This is a genomic window from Rhodococcus sp. AZ1 (genome assembly GCF_054979605.1).
This window is the reverse complement of record NZ_JBUEQF010000003.1, coordinates 72,321-90,857: the sequence shown is the minus strand read 5'-3', so window position 1 is coordinate 90,857 and position 18,537 is coordinate 72,321. Positions and strand designations below refer to the sequence as shown.

Sequence of the window (18,537 nt, the reverse complement as noted above, 5' to 3'; positions counted from 1 at the left end):
CGACGACGTAGCCGGTGGGGGCGCTCAGCGCACTCCGAGGCGGGCCAGGATGTCCGCCTCGATCCCGCCGATCTCGTCGCCGATGGCGAGATGGGCCGACTTGCGGCGAGCGGGAGGCATCTTTTCCGCTGCCGTGACCGCGGCCGTCAACTCGGCGAGCCGCTGGTTGCTGACCTGGACGAACCGTCCGGTCTCGGTATCGCTCGGACGGGCCGCGAGGATCTCGCCGAGCGAACGCTCGGCGCCGGCGATCCGTGCGCTCAGTCGTCCGCCGTGTCCGGCGTAGTCGGCGAGCGAATCCACCGGCACTCCGATGCGGTTGGCGCGGTACTGGTCGAGCTGCGCGCGGACCACGGTCGACGCACGATAGACGATGGGCAGCAGCACCGGTGAGAGCAGTCGTGCGATGGCCAGGTAGCGCTTGATCCGGCCCGGGCTGAACCGACCTTCCCTGGCCGCCTTCTCCTGAGCAGCAAGGGTTTTGATGCGTGCCCGATCGGCCTTCTGTTGACTGGCCAGGGCACGTTCCTCGATGCGAGCCAGCCGCTTCAGGTGCCGTTTGCTGGTCTTGGCCGCGAGCTTGGCCTCGACCTCCGCCCTGTGCTTGAGCGCGGCCGCCTCCGCCTTGCGAGTCGCCCGGCCCTTGCGCTTGCTGAGTACGGCCATCGTGAGCGTGTCCCTTCGCTGGTGGATCCACCGTGTTTCGATCTTCAAGCCTATCGGGCGCTATGGTCGCCCGATCGGGGCGGTCGACAGCAGGTGGTGTCGGAGCCTGGTTCTACGCTGCGACGATGAGGTCCGACGTGATGATCGACGCTGGTTCGCTGACGCGCTGTCGCCATCGGCTCTACCTCGACACCGCGTACGGCTCGCTGGTTGCCGGCGCCGGCGAGGACCCGGGCGTCACTCAGCGCCGTGAGGCCGCGGCGGCTCATCGGCACCGAGTCGGGCAGATGCTCGTCGGCGCCGCCCCGGAGCGGTGGACGGTGGTCGATCCTGCACTTTCCCGGCGAGAGCGGATCGAGGCGACCCTGCAGGCATGCGCCGACGGCGCTTCCCGCATCTGGGGCGCTGTGCTGGCCGACGATGCGGTGGCGGGGCGGCGGGCCCGCATCGACGGCCTGATCGCCGACCCCGAGGGCGGGTACATTCCGCTGCTGGTGGTCAACCACAAGGTCACCGATCCGGGTTCGGGCGCCCTCACCTCGCCGCTGGACACTTTCGAACCGGCACCCGATCCGGAGCGCAAAGTGCGCGCGCAGCTGCGCGATCAGCTCGCGCTCACTCACGTGCACCGTGTTCTCGACGTGGTCGGCCACGCAGGGCGATCGCACCGCGGCGCGGTGATCGGACTCGCCGGCGACTGCATGCTGGTGCACAGCTTGAGCGCCGTCGCCGCGGAATACGAGCACCGTTTCGCCGATCGGGTGGCCGTCGCGCAGGGCCGCGCCGTCACCGTGCCGTCGAGAGTGGGCGAGTGCCGATCGTGTGTGTGGCGCTCCGATTGCACAGCCGTGCTCGCCGGGATGCGCGACGTCTCACTCGTGGCGGCCGGCGCGCGCGCGGATGCGCTGCGGGATGTGGGTATCCGCAGTATCGACGAGCTGGCGCGGTGGGAGGGCGACCCACCGCCGACGTGGCCGCACGGGGATTTCTCGGAGACCGTCATCTCCGCACGAGCGTGGATCGACGACCTGCCGATGGTCCGCAAGACCCGCGAGCCGACGGTGCGTCGCGCCGACGTCGAGATCGACGTGGACATGGAGAGTTTCCAGGAGCACGGCGCCTACATGTGGGGCACTCTCACCGACCTCGGGGACGGTGAGCCGCCGAGCTACCGGGCCTTCGTCACGTGGGATCCGCTACCAACTCCCGACGAGGCGAGGTCCTTCGCCGAGTTCTGGACCTGGTTGATGGACCAGCGTTCTCGCGCGCACCGCGACGGCCGTACATTCGCGGCGTACTGCTATTCACGGGCTGCCGAAGATAAATGGTTGCTCGATTCAGCACGAAGATTCGGCGGCGCGCCAGGTATTCCGTCGGAAGAGGAGATCCATGCCTTCATCGACAGTCCGGAATGGGTCGACATGTACATTGCCGTGTCCCAGAACTTCGTCTGCCCGTCGGGAAAGGGCTTGAAAAAGGTCGCACCGGTGGCCGGTTTCACGTGGCGCGATCCCGAGGCAGGTGGGGAGGCCTCGATGGGGTGGTACCGCGAGGCGGTCGGGTACGGCGCTGTCGCGGGGGACCACGGTGTGGCGGGGAACGGCAGCGTGGGGGAGAACGGCGGCTCGGTGATTGGAAGCGATATGGGGCACAGGGTCGAACCGGTCCTGGACCAGCGCACACGGCTCCTCGAGTACAACGAGGACGATGTGCGGGCAACCCGTGCGCTACGCCTGTGGATGGACAGCCCGGCGGTGCAGGCCATTCCGCATCGAGCCGACCTGCTCCCCAGCCGATACGGAGCGCCGATCGTTCGGTGAACCAGCCCGTCGTTAGTTGAACAAATGGAAACCCGCCGATGGTGTCGGTCGGGGGTCGACAACATCGGCGGGCACCACAAGCATATTCGACCGGGGCGCAGCACGGGAACTTCCCTGCCTGAGAATATTCTTTGAGTTCTCGGTTGATTGGTTGGGTCACATTTGGTGTCGCGGTCGGCGCGAATGGTTTCAGACCGATCAGGATGTTCGGAGCGTGGTTTTCGCGAGGGAACCGGGTTTCTCGTCGACCTGGTCGATCAGAGCACCGTTCGCCGCCCATACCCCGGAGCCTCCGCTGGTCCGGTCGTAACCCGCGCCAGACGGACCGGCATGCGCGGAGAACACGACCGGCACCGAATACCTCCGAGCAATTCGCTGCGCGCGCTCGGCCAGTTCGTCGAACTCCTCCGGCAGGTGCACCAGACCCGCGGCATACACGTCGACGCCCCGTGCTGCCGTGGCGTCGAGATGCTCGTCGATGCGGGTGTCCCGACACACTCCGAGCCCGATTCGCCATCCGTTCACGTGAACTGTCGCCGGGCTCGGTCCGGGCATGAACGCACCGAGCTCCGGGCCGCCGATCGACATCTTCGTGTAGGCCACCTCTGCTCCCGACCCGGTCACCTCCAGCACCCCGATCCTCCGTTCACCGTCGACGACCACCGGTGCTCCCACCAGCGAAACGGTCGAAGTCTGCTCACAGGCCCGGACGAGTGGGCCGAGCACAGGGTCGTGCGGATCGACCGTCGGGGCGTCCATCACATAGCCGGTCAGCGACAGTTCGGGGAAGACCACCACATCCGACTGCGCTCGCAGCACGGTCTCGGCGTGCGCGGCAACGTTGGCCGCGACAACCGTGGCAGCACGGTCGATTCCGGCCCCGGCTTCCAGGCAGATCAAGTGTGGCTGGGCAGCAGCAACTCGAAGCGGTTCGGCGGGCATGGTCGAAACCTACTGCGCCTCTCACCCCGCGTGGCACAGCAGGTCCTCGGGGTGGTGGTAGAGGTTCACGCGGCCTCTGCGCTCGGGATCGACGACGGCGGGTGGGTGCCAGAGTGTGCGTCCCGAGTACGGGTGGTCGGCGGGGGCGATGGTCGTCGCCCACTGTGCGGGACCTTCGCCGACGAGGCCGTGGTGTTCCTCGCACGCGAAGGTGAGCTGATCGATGTCGGTGCGCCCACCGCGCGCCCAGTCGGTGGTGTGGTGGGTCTGGCAGTGCGTCGCCGGGCGCGTGCAACCCGGGAAGCTGCAGCCTCGATCCAGCGCCGTGAGCGCCAGGCGCTGATGGTGGGTGGCGAGCCGGCGACTGCGACCCAGGTACAGCGGGTGCTCCTGCTCATCCACCAGCAGCAGGTAAGGGTTGGTGTGGGAGGCGAGGCGAAGCGCATCGCGCGCGGTGAGGACGGTCCCGGTGTTGGACAGCGCCAACCCCGTTCGCTCCTCGAGATCGCGAAGGCGAACCGTGATCACCGCGGTGACCGGACTCCCTCGGTGCTGCCCCGATATTCCCGACGCCAGGACAGCGCGCAGCACGGCCACCAGCGCGTCGTGCTGCCTCTGGTCCTTGGTGCGTAGGTCCGCCGCGGTGGTCGGCGGATCGGTCTGGTCTGGCGGGGATTCGGGCGGCGGCGCGCCGGGTGGCGACGCGCTGGGTGGTGCCGCGCTGGGTGGTGACGCGCCGGGTGGTGACGCGCTGGGTGGCGGGGATTCGGGTGCGCCGATGTCGGGGGCGAATGCGTCGACGAGCAGAGCGGCGTTGCCGGGCAGGAGGTCGCCGAAGAGATCGACAAGGCTGGAGTCGTCGGCGAGGTCGGAAGGATCGGCGGCTGCATCGCCGGGATCGTTGACGTCGCGGTTGTTGGTTGTGGGGTTGCTCGGGTCGGGGTTGTTCTCTTCCGGATCGTTCATGCCCGGCCGGGCCCACTTGGCGAAGATCGTCTCCAGTAGCAGGCGGCACTGCGCATCGATGTAGAACGATCCGCGGGTGTAGCCGTGCGCGTCCTGCCGGCCCAGCCGAATGTAGCGCGCGCGAGCCGGGTCGGGCCCGTCCGTGGGTGCGTCACCGTCCTCGTCGATCCACATCAGCAGCCTGGATGCGACGGCCTCGAGGCCCTTCGGGGTGACGGTGCGCGCGGTGTCGGTGAGTGCCTTCTCGCACTCGGTGCGCAGATCTTCCCCTGCGCCGGCCGGGAACTGTCTGTGGAAGTCGATGATCACGCTCAGGTGGCCGTCGGTGATGGCGCCCTCCCGCACGGCCTTCGCCACGTGCTCCCATTCCGGTGGTAGTTCCTGGCCGAGTTCGGTTCGGGGACCGAGCTTCTCGGCCAGCAGCACCTGGCGCCGGGCGTCGCTGGTACTCACGCTCAGAAGCTCGACCAGGGCGCTGCGCGGATTGCGCCCGAAGCCCGCGAGAGCATCGGTGGCGATGATCTGCGCGAGAAGCGACGGCGCACGCCCGGCGAGGACCGCTGCGGCGTGGTGCTGCGCTCGGTACAACTCGACCAGGGCCTGCGGGGACACCAGCGACGTCTCGCACGCGACGTACTCGCCGACGGCCGAGATCAGGGCCTCGGTGACGGCGGCAACCTCGGCGTCGGTGATCCGCCGAGCGGCACTGCCCGCAGAGGCATCTGCATCCACCCCGCCCCCTGTTCCCGAAGCCCCTGTTCCTGAAGCCCCTGTTCCCGATCCCCCCGATGACATGGCCCCACCCTACCAACGATCGAACAAATATTCGAACAAAGTTGATAACGGCATCATCACAAAACGCGCCGAGCCCCGCCCCGGAAACCAGGACAGGGCTCGGTGACAAGGTTCGTCAGCGCGGGGCCATGCGCAGTGCACCGTCCATGCGGATGGTTTCGCCGTTGAGGTAGTCGTGCTCGACGATCATCTGAGCCAGCTGCGCGTACTCGGCGGGCTGCGCCAGACGCGACGGGAAGGGAACGCCTGCCTCGAGGCCCTTGCGGTACTCGTCGGTGACACCGGCGAGCATCGGGGTGTCCACGATGCCGGGGGCGATGGTGTTGACGCGAATGCCGAACTGCGCGAGGTCGCGTGCGGCGGGGATGGTCATGCCGTGCACGCCGCCCTTGGACGCGGAGTAGGCGATCTGACCGATCTGTCCCTCGAAGGCCGCCACCGAGGCGGTGTTGATGATGACGCCGCGCTGCCCGGACTCGTCGACCGTGGGCAGGGTGGACATGTGATCGGCGGCCAGGCGCATCACGTTGAACGTGCCCAGCAGGTTGATGGTGATCACGGTGCGGAAGAGCTCGAGATCGTGCGGACCCTTCTTCGACAGGATGCGTCCCGCCCAGCCCACACCCGCACAGTTGACGACGATGCGCAGCGGCACCCCGGCAGCGCCGATGGTCTCGAGAGCTGCACGCACACCCTCGTCGCTGGTGACGTCCGCGGGGAGCAGGGTGACACCGGGGGGAACCGAATCGCCCGCGCGCTCGATCGAGGCCTCCAGATCGAGGCCGAACACGGTGACGCCGTTCTCGGCGAATCGCTTGGCGGTGGCTGCGCCGAGGCCCGAGGCCCCGCCTGTCACCAGGGCTGCTGTACCGGAAATCTCCACTGTGCTCTCATCCCTTCGGTTACCCGATCGCAGGTGGCGGATCGGCCGAGTGCACGATAACCCGCGTCGTGACCGAGCTGGAGTCGGACCGTCAGGCGCACACCTGGTCGCCGCCCAGCCGCTTCGCCCGGTACATTGCGTCGTCCGCCGTGACGAGCAGGTCGTCGAGATCGCGCTCGGGTGCGCGCAGCGTCCCGGACGCGAGTCCGATGCTCACCGTGACCGTGCTGCCGACGGCGGACACCGCCGTTCGTATCCGCTGTGCGAGCGCGGTTCCGTCGCCGGTGGTCACAACCGCGAACTCCTCACCGCCCACGCGCGCCACGATGGAGTTGCGGCCGGCGGTCGATTCGATGGTGCGGGCAACCGACACCAGCGCGGCGTCTCCCGCAGCGTGCCCGTGAGTGTCGTTGATCGCCTTGAACCGGTCGATGTCGACGACGAGGACGCGCACGTCGGTGGGCGGATCGCACAGGTCGCGGGCACGGGTGAACAGTCCGCGACGGTTGTAGAGCCCGGTCAGGGTGTCGTGGAACGCCCCCAGCGCATCGCGTCGGAGCACTCGGATCACCGGCAGCATCAGCAGGGGAACGCCGATGTTGACAGGCAGGAACGAGATCGCACGGGTGGCGATCTGCAGGATGGACACCTTGTCCTCGATGACGGCACCCCCGATGACGGCGGAGGTGACCGTCATGGTGAAGGCGAAGTGCCACATGACCACACGCGGACTGTGGTGGATCACCATGAAGATGGCGTTGGCACCCAGGAACGCCAGTCCCGGCATCGCCTCGAACAGGCTCGTGAACCCGAACACGATCGCGGTCACCGACAGGTTGGAGAACCACAGGACGAGGAACGATTCCCCTGGTGGCGGGACGGATCCGCGCATCCAGAGGACGAGAACCGCGAGTGCACAGGCGGCAATGACCCACGCAACCCACTCGGCGCCCGGTCGTCCGTAACCGGCGCGGAAGGTCAGCGCGGACAGCACTGCGCTCGCCATGTAGATCACCACGGCCGCCATCAGCAGGCGACGATGCACACGGGCCACGGAGACTTCGCGCAGGAACCAGTTGTACTCCGCCGATGCCGCGAGGCGTCGATCGGTGGTGCGATCGTTGGGGTCTACCGCCCTGCGCATGGCGACCTTTGCTCCGATAGTCGGTACGCCCCGCTCGTCGCGTCGTACTGGCCGGTGGTGTGTGCTGACTGGTGGTGTATCCGACGCCCGATCACGCCGCTGCACTGCAGTGTAGGGCCACGATCGGCATCGAGTTCGAAAAGACCTGCACGACCTATCATCGGTGACGGGGGAGCACAGCGTTCGCCAGAACTTCTTCGCCGAGAACGGGAGCAGCACCATGCGTATGCAGGCGGTCTTCAAGGGGCAGGTCATCGCTGAGAGCGAGAGCACGGTGGTGGTGGAGTCCAACCACTATTTTCCGATCGATTCGGTCGACCGGCAGTTCCTCGCGCCCAGCTCCACCCACACCGTCTGCCCGTGGAAGGGGACGGCGTCCTACTACTCGGTGGTCGTCGGCGACGACAAGGCCGTCGACGCCGCATGGTTCTACCCCGATCCCAAGCCCGAGGCCCAGCAGATCGCCGGTGCCGTCGCGTTCTGGCGTGGGGTCACGGTGCGGCCGGCCTGACCGACCGCCTCCTCAGGACGCCAGGAGCATCGCCAGCACCGCAGTGTCGGGATCACTGATCGGATCGAGGCCGACCCGGCTGACCATCGACGTGACGGTGCCGTCGACATCGGCCTCCACCCACGCCGCCCGGTGATCGAGTCCCAGATGGGGCAGGCCCGGCAGCAGAACGCAGCCGGACGCCGCACCGGTGCACTCGGGTAGCGACGGGATGGTTTCCGACGGCGGATGCAGCATCAGTAGTGCGGCAGGTTGCCGTCCGGCGAACGATCCGGGGGCGATGGCCTCGTCCCCGATCACCCGACCCTCGGCGACCACGAGCCCCACGGCGTCGGGCTCGGGATCATCGGGAAGTTCCTCGCGGACCCCGAAGACGGTGGAGGTCTCGAGCAGGCCCGGGCGAGTGGCGACGCGCACCGCGAAGGCCAGGAACTGTGCCCATTCCTTGGTGGTGTCGGGCCAGCGTCCGCTGATGAGGAAACCCTGCAGGCTCCCCCCGGACGAGAAGGGTGCGACCTCGATGGGTCCGCTTCGCGAGCTCTCGGAAAACATGTGGTGATCGCCTCCTCGGACAGGCACGAATATTCGTACACGCCGTTGGGTGCAGACAATCCACCACGAACTCGGCCTGGCACACAAGAGGTACCGAGTGCCAGGCCGAGTCGAACGGTGCAACGATCAGGGGAAGATGAGCCCCGCGGTCTTCGACGTCGCGGCCTCGAAGCGCGCCTGGACGTCCGCCCAGTTGACGACGTTCCAGAAGGCCTTCACGTAGTCGGCCTTGACGTTCTTGTACTGCAGGTAGAAGGCGTGCTCCCACATGTCCACCTGCAGCAGGGGGATGATCCCGAGCGGCACGTTGGCCTGCTGGTCGTAGAGCTGGAAGGTCAGCAGCTTCTTGCCGAGCGTGTCGTACCCGAGCACACCCCAGCCCGAACCCTGCAGGCCGTTGGCGGCGGCGGTGAACTGGGCGCGGAACTTGTCGAAGGACCCGAACTGGTCGTCGATCGCGGCGGCCAGTTCGCCCGTGGGCTTGTCGCCACCGTTGGGGGAGAGGTTCTTCCACCAGATCGAGTGGTTGACATGGCCGCCGAGGTGGAAGGCGAGGTTCTTCTCGTTGAGGAAGATCGCCGCGTGATCCTCCTTGTCCCGGGCCTCTTCGAGCTTGGCCAACGCACCGTTGACACCGGCCACGTACGCGGCGTGGTGCTTGGAGTGGTGCAGCTCGTTGATCTGACCCGAAATGTGCGGCTCCAGTGCCGCGTAGTCGTAATCGAGCTCGGGCAGTGTGTACTCGGACACGAATATCCCTTTCCATCCACGGCGCGCCCCTCGCGGAGCGGGCGGGTGCGCCAGTCGTCGAGTTTTCAGTCGAAACGCTCGGGTTCGCCACCCTCGGCTCGAAGACCGGCGGTGGCTACGAAGAACCCAATCGCATTGGTACCACCAGTGCAACCATTCCAATCGCGGCTGATTCCCGGCGGGGCAGTGCCCGCGAGCGGGAGATCGGTCCGCGCCGGCTCCCGCCGTGGCGCGACGCGACGCACTCGCGGGCAGGCCCGGAGTCCATGGAGCAGCCACAAAACGTTCCGGTCGTCGTTATGAACCATTACAGAACCAAACAACTGGTCTGGGGATGAAAAACATCGGGCGCGTCACAATTGTGGAGCAACCTGTGGAAACTGTGGATAAAGAGGTACCCAAAGGCCGACCGCCGGTCGCGTCGAATAACCGTTCGGTGGCCTCGGCTCACGAATGCTGACAGGATCACAGACGTGGGTGTGCACGCGAGCAACGTCCAGACATGCGCCCGGTGCGGCGCACGCTGGCCCGTGGTGATGGCGCCCGCACGGTGGTGTCCGAGGTGCCGTGGAGTGCTCATGGCGCCCGTGCCCGCCGATCGGCCCGCCGCGTTCCCGACGCCGCCCGTCCCCGTCTCGGCCCCGGCGCCCGCACCGGCTGTGCGCACGTTTCGCTGGGTGGCCTCCGCGCCGGCCGGGCTTCGACGCGTCCGCCCAGCGCCGCGGCGGACGCCGACACCCTTCTACCGGGACGCCCCGCGGTGGGGACTGATCGATCGCCCCCCGCTCGACGCCGTCGGCACTCGCTCGCGCGCGGACCGGCTGGCCGATCGGTTGCCGAGGTTGCTCCGGTTCACCGCCACGGCGTTCGTGGTCGCCGCGCTCGCCGAGGCGCTGCGGTATCTGCTGCTGGTCATCGGCCGGACTGCTCTGATCGATCCGCTCGTCCTTCTGGCCTCCGATGCGCTCGCCGTGGCCGGCGGGGTGGCGGCGACCGCACTCGGACTCGCCGCGTCGGCGTTCGCCACCGGCTGGCTGATCTCCACCCGTCGGGAAGCGTATGCGGCAATCGGTGCCGTCGATCCGCGACGCTGGTGGGCGGTGACCCTCGGATGCCTGGTGCCGGGAGTCAACCTCGTGATGCCGGGGGTCTTCCTGCACGAGTTGGCCGTGCTCTCGCCCCGGCGCGTCGGGTTCCCCCGCGCGATACGTCGGTGGTGGGCGGTGTGGGTGATCGATGCGCTGATGGTGGCGGTGCTGATCGCGTGGCGATTCCGGGACGCCACCGTCCAGGTGCTCGCCGACGGGGTGCTGCTGACGATGGTCGGCCACCTGATCGCGGCGGCAACAGCCGTGATCACCCTGGCCGCTGTGCGCTCCTACCGAGATCAGAGCCTGCGCGGGAGTCCACGTGAGCTCACCCGCTGGATCGTGGCACCGCCCGGGACGACGGTGTCGCGGTGAGCACCGTCGATCCGCTCGAGCGCGAGAGGCCGCTGGTGGTGGCCCATCGAGGTGCGTCCGGTCAACGTCCGGAACACACGATCGGTGCGTACGAGCAGGCGCTGCGCGAGGGAGCCGACGGGCTCGAGTGCGATGTGCGTCTGACGCGCGACGGCAAGGTGGTGTGCGTGCACGATCGCACCATCGACCGCACCTCCAACGGGTCGGGGATCGTCAGCGCCATGACCTACGAGGCACTCGACACATTCGATTACGGCACCCCCGACGATCCTGCGCGCGTGCTGCTGCTGTCGGATCTGATCGAGCTGGTGCTGGACTGGAAGGTCAAGCCCGCCAAGCTCTTCATCGAGACCAAACACCCGGTGCGCTACGGCGGGCTGATCGAGAACGTCGTGCTCGCCGAGTTGCATCGCTACGGCATCGCCCGTCCCGGCTCGGCGACGCTCTCGCGTGCGGTGATCATGTCGTTCGCGCCCAGTGCCCTGTGGCGGGTGCGCCGCTCGGCGCCCACGCTCCCGACGGTGCTGCTCGGCGGCGCCGCCCGGTACCTCGGGGGCGGCGCGGCGACCACCGTCGGAGCCACCGCGATCGGGCCGTCGATACGCACGTTGCGCGAGCATCCCGAACTCGTCGACCGCGCCGCCGTGGCCGGGCGGGCCACGTACTGCTGGACCGTCGACGATCGTGGTGACCTCGAGTACTGCCGTGACATCGGTGTGCGCTGGGTGGCCACCAACCACCCCGGCCGCGCGCTCGCCTGGCTCGAGACCCACCACCGGGCCGGGCCGGTCTGAATCCCAGCACCGGACCGGGCCGGGCCGGCACTGTGTAAGTTCGTCTCCCGTGGGCAAGAGCAAACGAAACAGCGGTCCGAAGAACGACAGTCGCCGAGCCGAACTTCTCGCTGCGCGCCAGGCCGAGCGTGACGCACTCGCCGCCGCCCCCACGCGACCGTTCGCGGGCTGGGCGTCGGAGTGCGACCTGGTGGCGATGCGCGAATTCGTGGCATCGGCAACCGCCCCGCTGACGGTCACCGGATCCGATCGTCGGTTCACCCTCGCAACGGTGCTGCCCGGAGCCGTGGCCGCGGTGGTACGCGAGGCGTCCGACGTTCCCGCCGCCGAGGTTCTCGTTGCGCTGCAGGTGCAGCAGCACGGCGCCGACCCCGCCGTCGACCTACGGACTGCCGTCGCCCTCGGCGCTTCGGTCGACGCGGGCACGTCGATACAGACCGTGCTCGGTGCCGAGGCAGGGGACGCCGCTGCGGAACTGGAGGTGTCGGCACCCCTTCAGATCACCGTGCACCAGGACTTCGGATGGTGGATCCCGGAGGGCAGCGCCGCCGAGGGTGACGCGGCCGCCGCGATCGAGCAGGCCAACGCCGCGATCATGCCGTCGGCCCGCATCGAGGCCGACGGCGTCGACGCCGCGTGGTGGGTCGACGCGGGCGAGAAGGCACACATTCGCTGGGTCCGCCCGGAGGACGAGGACGAGTTGATGGTCGCGCTCGCACGACTGCAGGCCGCCGGTGCCCTCGATCTGGGTGCGGGCTCGCGCTTCGCCGGGTCGTTCCGCACGCACGGGTTGCTGGTGCCGGTGTTCGACCTCGATCCCGAGGTCCATCCGAGCGAGTGGGCGGCGGGGACGAGGGAGTTCGGCGATCGGCTGGCGCAGACCCTGACGGACACCTCGCCCATGACCACCGAGCAGCGCCGCGCCCGCGACGGGTTGCGCAGCCGTCAGGTGACGCTGCGCTGAGTCCGAGTACCGGGTTCGCTCAGGCGAGCCCACCGGCGGCGCGGGGAGCGCCGGGCCCCTCACCGCCGCCGCCGCTCATCTCCCGCGCCACGAAGTCCTCGATATGGAAGAGGTTGTCCCCGGCACGGTCGACGATGGTCAGCAGTGTGCTCATGTTGGCCATCTCCTCGATCTGCTCGCCGAGGAACCACTGCGTGAACTGCTCGCCGAGGTAGTCGCCGGTCTCGCGGGCCGTGCGGGCCAGCGCGGTGATCTGCTCGGTGACCCGCTTCTCCTGCGCGAGTGCCAACTCGACGGGCTCACGCACCTTCGCGAACGAGGTGACCACCTCGTCGATGCCCGGCACCGTCACCTCGAGGTCCTTGTCCAGCAGGTACTGGATCATCATCATCGCGTGGCCGCGCTCCTCGTTGGCCTGCGCGTAGAAGCGCGCCGCCAGCTGGGGGAGGTCCTCGGCGTCGAAATACACCGCGATGGCGATGTACTGCTGCGAGGCGGTGAACTCGTGCCGAATCTGCTCGCGGAGCAGGGTGTGGAAATCGGCTGCGGGGGCGGCGGAGGTCATGGTTGATCCTAACCCGCAGTTCCGACGCGGTGGCCGGTCACGAGAGTCTCGAGTCCGCCGTCCGGGTCAGGCGGGCGACGGCGCGGTGACCGAGGTGCAGGCGGCGGAAGTACGTCGCCCGACTCAGGTGCATGTCCAGGAGGATCTGCACGTGGGTGCGTTGCCCCTGGAGGTAGTACGCGTCGAGGATGCGTCCGGCCTCGGCCTCGGCCACATCCTCGCTCGAGGCCAGCAGCGCGATCGCGGCGCGCAGTCGGGAGCGGAGGTCGGTGTCCACCAGAACCGTCGACGCCGTCACGAGACTCGACGCCGTCACGGCCGCCGACCCGGTGGATTCGGCAGCGTCGGCCACAGCGGAGGGCGGGCGCCGAAGCCGGTTCAACCACCAGATCGTCGCGGTGAGGTGCTCGTTGGACTCGGCGGGGTCGGCGGCCAGTTGCTGCAGCCAGCGCGGCGTCGACTCGGGTGTGAAGGTGTTGCTGAACACCATCGGGGGCGACCCGCTGCCGAACGTGTCGTCGCGGATGCTGCCGTGCACTGTGAAGCGCAGCGAACGCAACAGTTTCTGGTAGTCGCCGCCCGCCGTGGAGACCACGAGTGTCCCGCCGCGCAGCGCCGACGAGATGATGTGACGCAGAAGTTGGCCGTGCGCAATGGGATCGGGGCAGTGAGCTGCACCCAGGAACACCGTTCCCGTCGAGCCGAGGGTCTTGTCCGCATACTGCTGCAGCAGTTGCTCCGCACCGCCGACCGTGCGATCGGTGATCTCGACCAGTCTGATCAGTCCTACGCTTCGGCCGGCAGAGCCGATCATGTGGAAACCGGCGACGTCCTCGCTCATCCACCTGTGCGCGATCCGATCGCATCGGTGGGGGTCGAAGCCGTTGCGGATCGCCCACTGCCGGATGTGGCGTTCTATGTCATCGGTGTCGTCGTCGGTCGCGGCCCGGATGGGCATGGGCGAGCGTCCCGGCGGGAACATCGCCCCACGCACGTCGTCGTCGCCGTGGAGGAAGACGGCATCCTCGAAATCCGCTGCCGCGTCGGACAGATCGGCTCGACCGGTCAGTCGGGCCAGCCGATACTTCGACGCCCGGCGGCGGACACGCTCATGGCTCTGCATGTTCCGCCACTGCATCGACGCCTCGAACACGCTCCGGTACGGCTCGGCGATCCGCAGACCGGTCGGACCGCAGTCGACGACGGAGAGTTCGGCGAGGGCATCGAACACACCGGCTCCCACGCGCAGCAGCGGCTCGTCCCCGGAGCGCATCGTCGCCAGTGGCCGGAGCAGGCCCAGGGCCGCGGCCGTCGGGCGCTCGCGCGCCAGGCGAGCGGTGACAGCGCGGGCCATGGCGTCGGCCACCGCACCGGCGACGCCGGCGGCACCGGCGAGGACGGCCCGGGCGCCGGTGTCGGCGAGCAGGGGGTTGCCGCCGCTGAGCCGGGCGACGATGCCGGCGTCGGCACCCACCACGCCGGCTTCGGCGACGAGTGCCGCGATGTCCGATGCCGCACGCTCGCGCATGTCGTGGCGTCGGATCGCCGAACCCTCGGAAAGCCCCCGCCATGGTCGACGCGAGACGATGACGAGCACGCGGGGCGCGCGGGGCACGTCACCGCTCAGCGCCGAGTCGAGGTGGCTGCGCGCCGCGGTGGAGTCGACGCTGTCGATCACCAGGATGTCGGCACCGCAGGAGAGGGTGGAACCGAGAGCGTCGAACCCCGCGGGGGTGTCCAGGTCCACCACCACCGCTGCCGGCAGAGCCCGCACCAGCGTCGACTTGCCGACGCCGAGCGGGCCGAACACATTGACCACACCGGCGCGAGCGCACAGGCGACGCAGGTGCGTCAGGTCGTGCTCGAACCCCCGATGCTGCACCGGGACAGTATCCACCGGTTCGTCGACCCGGGTACTCGATTCTCCCGCCGGACTTCCCCCGTCGGAGAAGTTCTCAGCGAGGTGCGGTGCCCACCAGCTCCGGTGGCAACTGCTGGTCACGGGCCAGGAAATCGAAGAACTGCTGCGCCTTCTCGCGGTCGGAGAGCAGCACGTTGCCCGAGCCGTCCACGTCCTCGAAACCTCCGACGGGAATGGTGGTGGTGACCGGTGACGAGCGCAGTGCCCACGCGAGCGATGCCAGATCCCACAGGTGGTCGCCGTCGTCGACGGTCAGCGACGACACGGTGTCCGACACCAGGGGCACCAGTCGGAACGGGTTGATCAGCGTCGACACCGAGGTGGCCTTGTCCAGCAGGGCCGACAGGAACAGCCGCTGGTTGTTCATCCTGTCCAGATCCGCCAGGGCGGTGGCACGTGAGCGGACGAACCCGAGTGCCTGTGGACCGGCGAGCGTCTGGCACCCCGCCTTGACGTCCAGGCCGGCGAGGGGATCGGAGATGTCGTAGGGAACGCACACGTCCACCCCGCCCAGGGCGTCGACCATCCCGGCGAAGCCGCCGAACCCCACCTCGACGTAGTGATCGATCCGCAGGCCCGTCGCGCCCTCCACCGTCTGCACCAGCAGCGGGGCACCTCCCACGGCGAACGCGCTGTTGAGCTTGTCCGAGCCGTTGCCGGGGATGGGGACGTACCAGTCGCGCGGCAGGCTCACCATGGTGGTGGGTCCGGAGTCGGGGATGTGGATCAGCAGGATCGTGTCGGTGCGACCGTTGCCTACCTCGCCGCCGGTGGAGAGGGTGGCCTCCTGCTGATCGGTGAGCCCGGCGCGCGAGTCGGAGCCGACCAGCAGCCAGTTGGTTCCTGCGGTGGCCGCGGTGCGACCGGGATAGTCCGCGAGGGCGTCGACACGGTTGAGGGAGTTGTCGGCCCACAACACCCCCGCGCCGATGGCCAGGACGACGACGAGCAGCACCACCGACGAGATGCGTCCCCAGCGCCGCCGTCTCCTACGCCGTGGCGGGCCCGCGTCCGCTGCGGGCGATCCCTTCCGCCGAGGTGGCCCGGCGGGTGGCGGTGGCTGGAGGGGTGGAGGTGGCTGGAGGGGTGGGGGCGCCTGCCACTGAGCGCGAGGCGCCGCGGGTGGACGCTGCGCCGCGGCAGGGGCCTGCGACCAGGCGCGCGGCTCACCGGGAGGGGTGTTCGGGCGGCCCTGAGGCGGGGACGTGATGCGGCGTGTCGGGGCGCCCCAGTCCGGCGCGCCGCCGCGCCGCCGAGCCCCCGGCACACCGTCGTCCCCGGGGCGGCGGTGGAAGGGCGGGCGCTCGGTCACGTCTCGACTGTAGTGAGCCCACCCGCGCCAGTCAGCCCGGAAGCCACCCGACACGGCCCCGGAGCAGCGAGAACCCGACGAACGCGACGATGTCGATCAGGGCATGCGCGATCACCAGGGGCCACACGCGCCGGGTGCGCTGGTACCAGCGAGCGAAGATCACGCCCATCACCAGATTGCCCAGCCCGCCACCGAGGCCCTGGTAGAGGTGGTAGCTCCCGCGCAGAACAGCGGAGGCCAGCAGCGAGCGGTTGTCCGACCACCCGAGCGCACGCAGTCGGCTCAGCAGGTACGCCACCACCAGGATCTCCTCGGCGAGGGAGTTGGCGATCGCGGACATCACCAACGTGACCGGCCGCCACCAGTGGTCTGCGACCGTGCTGGGCAGGACCGTGGCGGAGAACCCCAACGCGTGCGCGATGAGATACAGCGCGAGCCCGGGAAGTCCGATGAGCGCGGCGAAGCCCACACCGTGCGCGAGGTCGCGTCGTAGTCGTAGCGGCGAGAGACGAACCCCGCTGCGCCACAGCAGGTATGCGCCCAGAGCGGCCCACGCGCACAGCCTCACGATGCCCAGGATCTGGCGGGCGAGATCGATCAGCGAGAAGCTCGACTGGGTGACGTTGATGGCCACGTTCTGATCGGCGAGAGGGGTCGGCTGCAGCGCCGCCTCGATGAGGGACAGGGCGCTGGAGATGCCCGACAGCCCGAACGTCACCAGCAGGACGACGGTGATCTCGATGGCGATCGCACGCCGGGCAGGCGCGTGCTGCGCGGGTGGGATGGAACTCACCTGCTCGAGTATGCCGGTCAGCGCCTGGCGCGCATGCCGGTCAGCGCCTGGCGCGCATGCCGGTCAGCGCCTGGCGCGCATGCCGGTCAGCGCCTGGCGCGCATGCCGGTCAGCGCCTGGCGCGCATGCCGGTCAGCGCCTGGCGCGCATGCCATTGAGGAAGGGGCAGCCGGCGAGGATGCGCAGCGCGCGGCCGAGGCTCTCGATGGAGTCGACGGCTGCGGGGAAGGGCACCCGCACGTCCCGGTCGGTCGAATCCTCGTCGGCCAAGCCCCCGGTGCCCCCGACGCCCCTGACACCACTGGCGCCCCCGACGCCACCGGGGCTTTCGATGCGCAGGGTGAGTCCACGTCGGTCGAGCGCCAGCGGCCGGGGGACACCGCGGCGCAACCCGCGCGGAAGGCGTCGGGCGATCGCGGCGACCATGTCGGAATGGTCGGCGTCGAGGTGGGCCAACCATGCGGCCTCATCGGCGGCGAACGGGTCGGGTTCGGCAGCGAGTACGTCGGCGACGGGCACCGACTCGGCACCTCGGGCGTCGGCGACCACCACCGAGTGCAGGGTCAGGGTGAGCAGCGTGGTGGTGTGGCCCACGTCGAGCAGAGCCGGATCCACGCGAGCCGCGGCCAGCGAGCTCACCAGGGGTCGGACAGCGGGGGTGGGGAGGCGGCGGAGCTCGCCGCGCAGCCACACCACCGACCGCACACGCTCGCGCAACGGCAGCGGCGATCGGTCCACGAGTTCGAGCACGGCGGGCACGGGAGCGTCGTCGTCGCCGAGCGATGCGGTGTGCACGGATAGGACGACGTCGCCGGGGTTGCGCAGGGCGTGCATGGTCGCCGGTGCCGGCGCACTGTCTGCGCGCGAGAGCATCCCGGTGTCGGTTCGCAGGCACGCGCTGCGAACGGTCTCGGCCGTGGACGGTGCGGTGCTGGTGATCGTGGACATGCAAACCCCTGGCGGCGGATGTGGGACCCATCGGCGGTGACGGGAGTTGAAGTTAGGTAACGCTAACATAAGTTGGACGGTGCGCAAGCGGGATAGGGTTCGGTCATGCCCATCCCGCTGACCCTCGGCGTACGTCCTGGTGACCGCGATCCGCGAGCGCTGCTCACCGGCCTGCTGTGGCCGACCGCGCCGGACGGACTCGACTGCGCGCACGTTGCGATCGGCCGACCCGTGCACCGTCTCGATCCGGCGGGTGATCCGAGTGCGACCCCGGTGGAGGTCACCGCCGTGCTCGACCTTGCGGGCTCAGGCCACGCAGTGTCGACGTCCGCGTTGACGTCGGCCCGCGCGGACATCCCAGCCCAGCGTGTCGTGCTGTTCGGCGCCGACGCCGGAGTCGAGGAGCTCATCGCCGCCGGGTACGTGCCGGGCCTCGACGCTGCGCCTGCAGATCCCGACCCGCGCCCGGATGTCATCGCGGCGATGGCACACCAGAGCGGCGGCTACGTGGTCCGGGCCACCACGCCCGAGCAGGTCCTGTCGATTCTCGCCGCCACCGTGGCCGCACTGCGCGGGGACTACGTGCGCGACGCCCTCGCCACTCCGGATGTTGGTGCGCTCGCTCGCCTGCATCCGGACGCCGCGGCCGCCACGCGGGAGGTGCTGCTCGGCGTCGTCGTCCCGTCCGGCGTCGACATCGGCGCGCTCGCCTCTGAACTCGACCGGGCACTCGGTGCGACGGACTAGC

General features: G+C 69.2%; 18 protein-coding genes. 6 read left to right on the top strand and 12 right to left on the bottom strand.

Annotation, left to right across the window (positions count from 1 at the left end; all coding sequences use genetic code 11):
- Positions 1 to 24: 24 nt before the first annotated feature.
- Positions 25 to 666, bottom strand: a complete 642-nt coding sequence (locus ACY48E_RS04880) for a DUF6474 family protein (RefSeq protein ID WP_462870974.1) — start codon at positions 664 to 666, stop codon at positions 25 to 27.
- Positions 667 to 791: 125 nt separating this feature from the next.
- Here ACY48E_RS04880 and ACY48E_RS04875 point away from each other — a divergent pair, with 125 nt between their 5' ends.
- Positions 792 to 2,486: a TM0106 family RecB-like putative nuclease gene (locus ACY48E_RS04875; RefSeq protein WP_462870973.1), complete on the top strand. Its 1,695-nt coding sequence runs from the start codon at positions 792 to 794 to the stop codon at positions 2,484 to 2,486.
- Positions 2,487 to 2,684: 198 nt separating this feature from the next.
- Here ACY48E_RS04875 and ACY48E_RS04870 read toward each other — a convergent pair whose 3' ends face one another.
- The 4 genes from ACY48E_RS04870 to ACY48E_RS04855 form a co-directional block, all read right to left on the bottom strand.
- Entirely contained in the window at positions 2,685 to 3,428 is a 744-nt protein-coding gene (locus tag ACY48E_RS04870; RefSeq protein ID WP_462870972.1) for a carbon-nitrogen hydrolase family protein, read from the bottom strand.
- A gap of 21 nt (positions 3,429 to 3,449) precedes the next feature.
- On the bottom strand, positions 3,450 to 5,126 hold the full coding sequence (locus tag ACY48E_RS04865; RefSeq protein ID WP_462870971.1) for an HNH endonuclease signature motif containing protein: 1,677 nt from the start codon (positions 5,124 to 5,126) through the stop codon (positions 3,450 to 3,452).
- 178 nt (positions 5,127 to 5,304) lie between these two features.
- Entirely contained in the window at positions 5,305 to 6,072 is a 768-nt protein-coding gene (locus tag ACY48E_RS04860) for an SDR family NAD(P)-dependent oxidoreductase (protein ID WP_462870970.1), read from the bottom strand.
- A gap of 91 nt (positions 6,073 to 6,163) precedes the next feature.
- The gene (locus ACY48E_RS04855; RefSeq protein ID WP_462870969.1) at positions 6,164 to 7,216 is read right to left on the bottom strand and encodes a GGDEF domain-containing protein; all 1,053 of its coding nucleotides are present in this window, start codon (positions 7,214 to 7,216) and stop codon (positions 6,164 to 6,166) included.
- A 163-nt stretch (positions 7,217 to 7,379) separates the two neighbouring features.
- Here ACY48E_RS04855 and ACY48E_RS04850 point away from each other — a divergent pair, with 163 nt between their 5' ends.
- Complete coding sequence (locus ACY48E_RS04850) at positions 7,380 to 7,727, top strand: DUF427 domain-containing protein (RefSeq protein WP_462870968.1); 348 nt, start codon at positions 7,380 to 7,382, stop codon at positions 7,725 to 7,727.
- 12 nt (positions 7,728 to 7,739) lie between these two features.
- On the opposite strand, the gene ACY48E_RS04845 is transcribed toward ACY48E_RS04850, so the two are convergent.
- Together ACY48E_RS04845 and ACY48E_RS04840 are read right to left on the bottom strand one after the other, a co-directional pair.
- A complete protein-coding gene (locus ACY48E_RS04845) occupies positions 7,740 to 8,279 on the bottom strand; it encodes a peptidase (protein WP_462870967.1) in 540 nt (179 codons plus the stop codon).
- A 126-nt stretch (positions 8,280 to 8,405) separates the two neighbouring features.
- Positions 8,406 to 9,029, bottom strand: a complete 624-nt coding sequence (locus ACY48E_RS04840; protein ID WP_462870966.1) for a superoxide dismutase — start codon at positions 9,027 to 9,029, stop codon at positions 8,406 to 8,408.
- Positions 9,030 to 9,607: 578 nt separating this feature from the next.
- Here ACY48E_RS04840 and ACY48E_RS04835 point away from each other — a divergent pair.
- From ACY48E_RS04835 to ACY48E_RS04825, 3 genes are read left to right on the top strand one after another with little or no spacing between them, the layout of a single operon-like run.
- Positions 9,608 to 10,492, top strand: a complete 885-nt coding sequence (locus ACY48E_RS04835; RefSeq protein WP_462870965.1) for a DUF4328 domain-containing protein — start codon at positions 9,608 to 9,610, stop codon at positions 10,490 to 10,492.
- The gene (locus ACY48E_RS04830) at positions 10,489 to 11,286 is read left to right on the top strand and encodes a glycerophosphodiester phosphodiesterase (RefSeq protein WP_462870964.1); all 798 of its coding nucleotides are present in this window, start codon (positions 10,489 to 10,491) and stop codon (positions 11,284 to 11,286) included. The genes ACY48E_RS04835 and ACY48E_RS04830 overlap by 4 nt, the downstream gene beginning before the upstream one ends.
- 49 nt (positions 11,287 to 11,335) lie before the next feature.
- Complete coding sequence (locus ACY48E_RS04825; protein WP_462870963.1) at positions 11,336 to 12,250, top strand: DUF5926 family protein; 915 nt, start codon at positions 11,336 to 11,338, stop codon at positions 12,248 to 12,250.
- A 19-nt stretch (positions 12,251 to 12,269) separates the two neighbouring features.
- Here ACY48E_RS04825 and ACY48E_RS04820 read toward each other — a convergent pair whose 3' ends face one another.
- The 5 genes from ACY48E_RS04820 to ACY48E_RS04800 all read right to left on the bottom strand — a co-directional run bounded on the left by ACY48E_RS04820 (position 12,270) and on the right by ACY48E_RS04800 (position 17,789).
- Positions 12,270 to 12,815 (bottom strand): ferritin, encoded by a 546-nt coding sequence (locus ACY48E_RS04820; protein WP_462870962.1) that lies wholly within the window; start codon positions 12,813 to 12,815, stop codon positions 12,270 to 12,272.
- Between the two features lie 37 nt (positions 12,816 to 12,852).
- Positions 12,853 to 14,697, bottom strand: a complete 1,845-nt coding sequence (locus ACY48E_RS04815; RefSeq protein ID WP_462870961.1) for a hypothetical protein — start codon at positions 14,695 to 14,697, stop codon at positions 12,853 to 12,855.
- A 73-nt stretch (positions 14,698 to 14,770) separates the two neighbouring features.
- Entirely contained in the window at positions 14,771 to 16,048 is a 1,278-nt protein-coding gene (locus ACY48E_RS04810; protein ID WP_462870960.1) for an LCP family protein, read from the bottom strand.
- A gap of 31 nt (positions 16,049 to 16,079) precedes the next feature.
- Positions 16,080 to 16,841 (bottom strand): CPBP family intramembrane glutamic endopeptidase, encoded by a 762-nt coding sequence (locus ACY48E_RS04805; protein WP_462870959.1) that lies wholly within the window; start codon positions 16,839 to 16,841, stop codon positions 16,080 to 16,082.
- 132 nt (positions 16,842 to 16,973) lie between these two features.
- Positions 16,974 to 17,789, bottom strand: coding sequence for a DUF2470 domain-containing protein (locus ACY48E_RS04800; RefSeq protein WP_462870958.1), 816 nt, complete (start codon positions 17,787 to 17,789; stop codon positions 16,974 to 16,976).
- Positions 17,790 to 17,894: 105 nt separating this feature from the next.
- Between ACY48E_RS04800 and ACY48E_RS04795 the strand changes: the two genes are divergently transcribed.
- Complete coding sequence (locus ACY48E_RS04795; protein ID WP_462870957.1) at positions 17,895 to 18,536, top strand: hypothetical protein; 642 nt, start codon at positions 17,895 to 17,897, stop codon at positions 18,534 to 18,536.
- Position 18,537: the final 1 nt, after the last annotated feature.

Excerpts from the sequence above, each read along its gene's own strand:
- ACY48E_RS04880 (WP_462870974.1), bottom strand. The coding sequence starts at position 666 with ATGGCCGTACTCAGCAAGCGCAAGGGCCGGGCGACTCGCAAGGCGGAG.
- ACY48E_RS04875 (WP_462870973.1), top strand. The coding sequence starts at position 792 with ATGAGGTCCGACGTGATGATCGACGCTGGTTCGCTGACGCGCTGTCGC.
- ACY48E_RS04870 (WP_462870972.1), bottom strand. The coding sequence starts at position 3,428 with ATGCCCGCCGAACCGCTTCGAGTTGCTGCTGCCCAGCCACACTTGATC.
- ACY48E_RS04855 (WP_462870969.1), bottom strand. The coding sequence starts at position 7,216 with ATGCGCAGGGCGGTAGACCCCAACGATCGCACCACCGATCGACGCCTC.
- ACY48E_RS04845 (WP_462870967.1), bottom strand. The coding sequence starts at position 8,279 with ATGTTTTCCGAGAGCTCGCGAAGCGGACCCATCGAGGTCGCACCCTTC.
- ACY48E_RS04835 (WP_462870965.1), top strand. The coding sequence starts at position 9,608 with ATGGCGCCCGTGCCCGCCGATCGGCCCGCCGCGTTCCCGACGCCGCCC.
- ACY48E_RS04820 (WP_462870962.1), bottom strand. The coding sequence starts at position 12,815 with ATGACCTCCGCCGCCCCCGCAGCCGATTTCCACACCCTGCTCCGCGAG.
- ACY48E_RS04800 (WP_462870958.1), bottom strand. The coding sequence starts at position 17,789 with ATGTCCACGATCACCAGCACCGCACCGTCCACGGCCGAGACCGTTCGC.
- ACY48E_RS04795 (WP_462870957.1), top strand. The coding sequence starts at position 17,895 with ATGCCCATCCCGCTGACCCTCGGCGTACGTCCTGGTGACCGCGATCCG.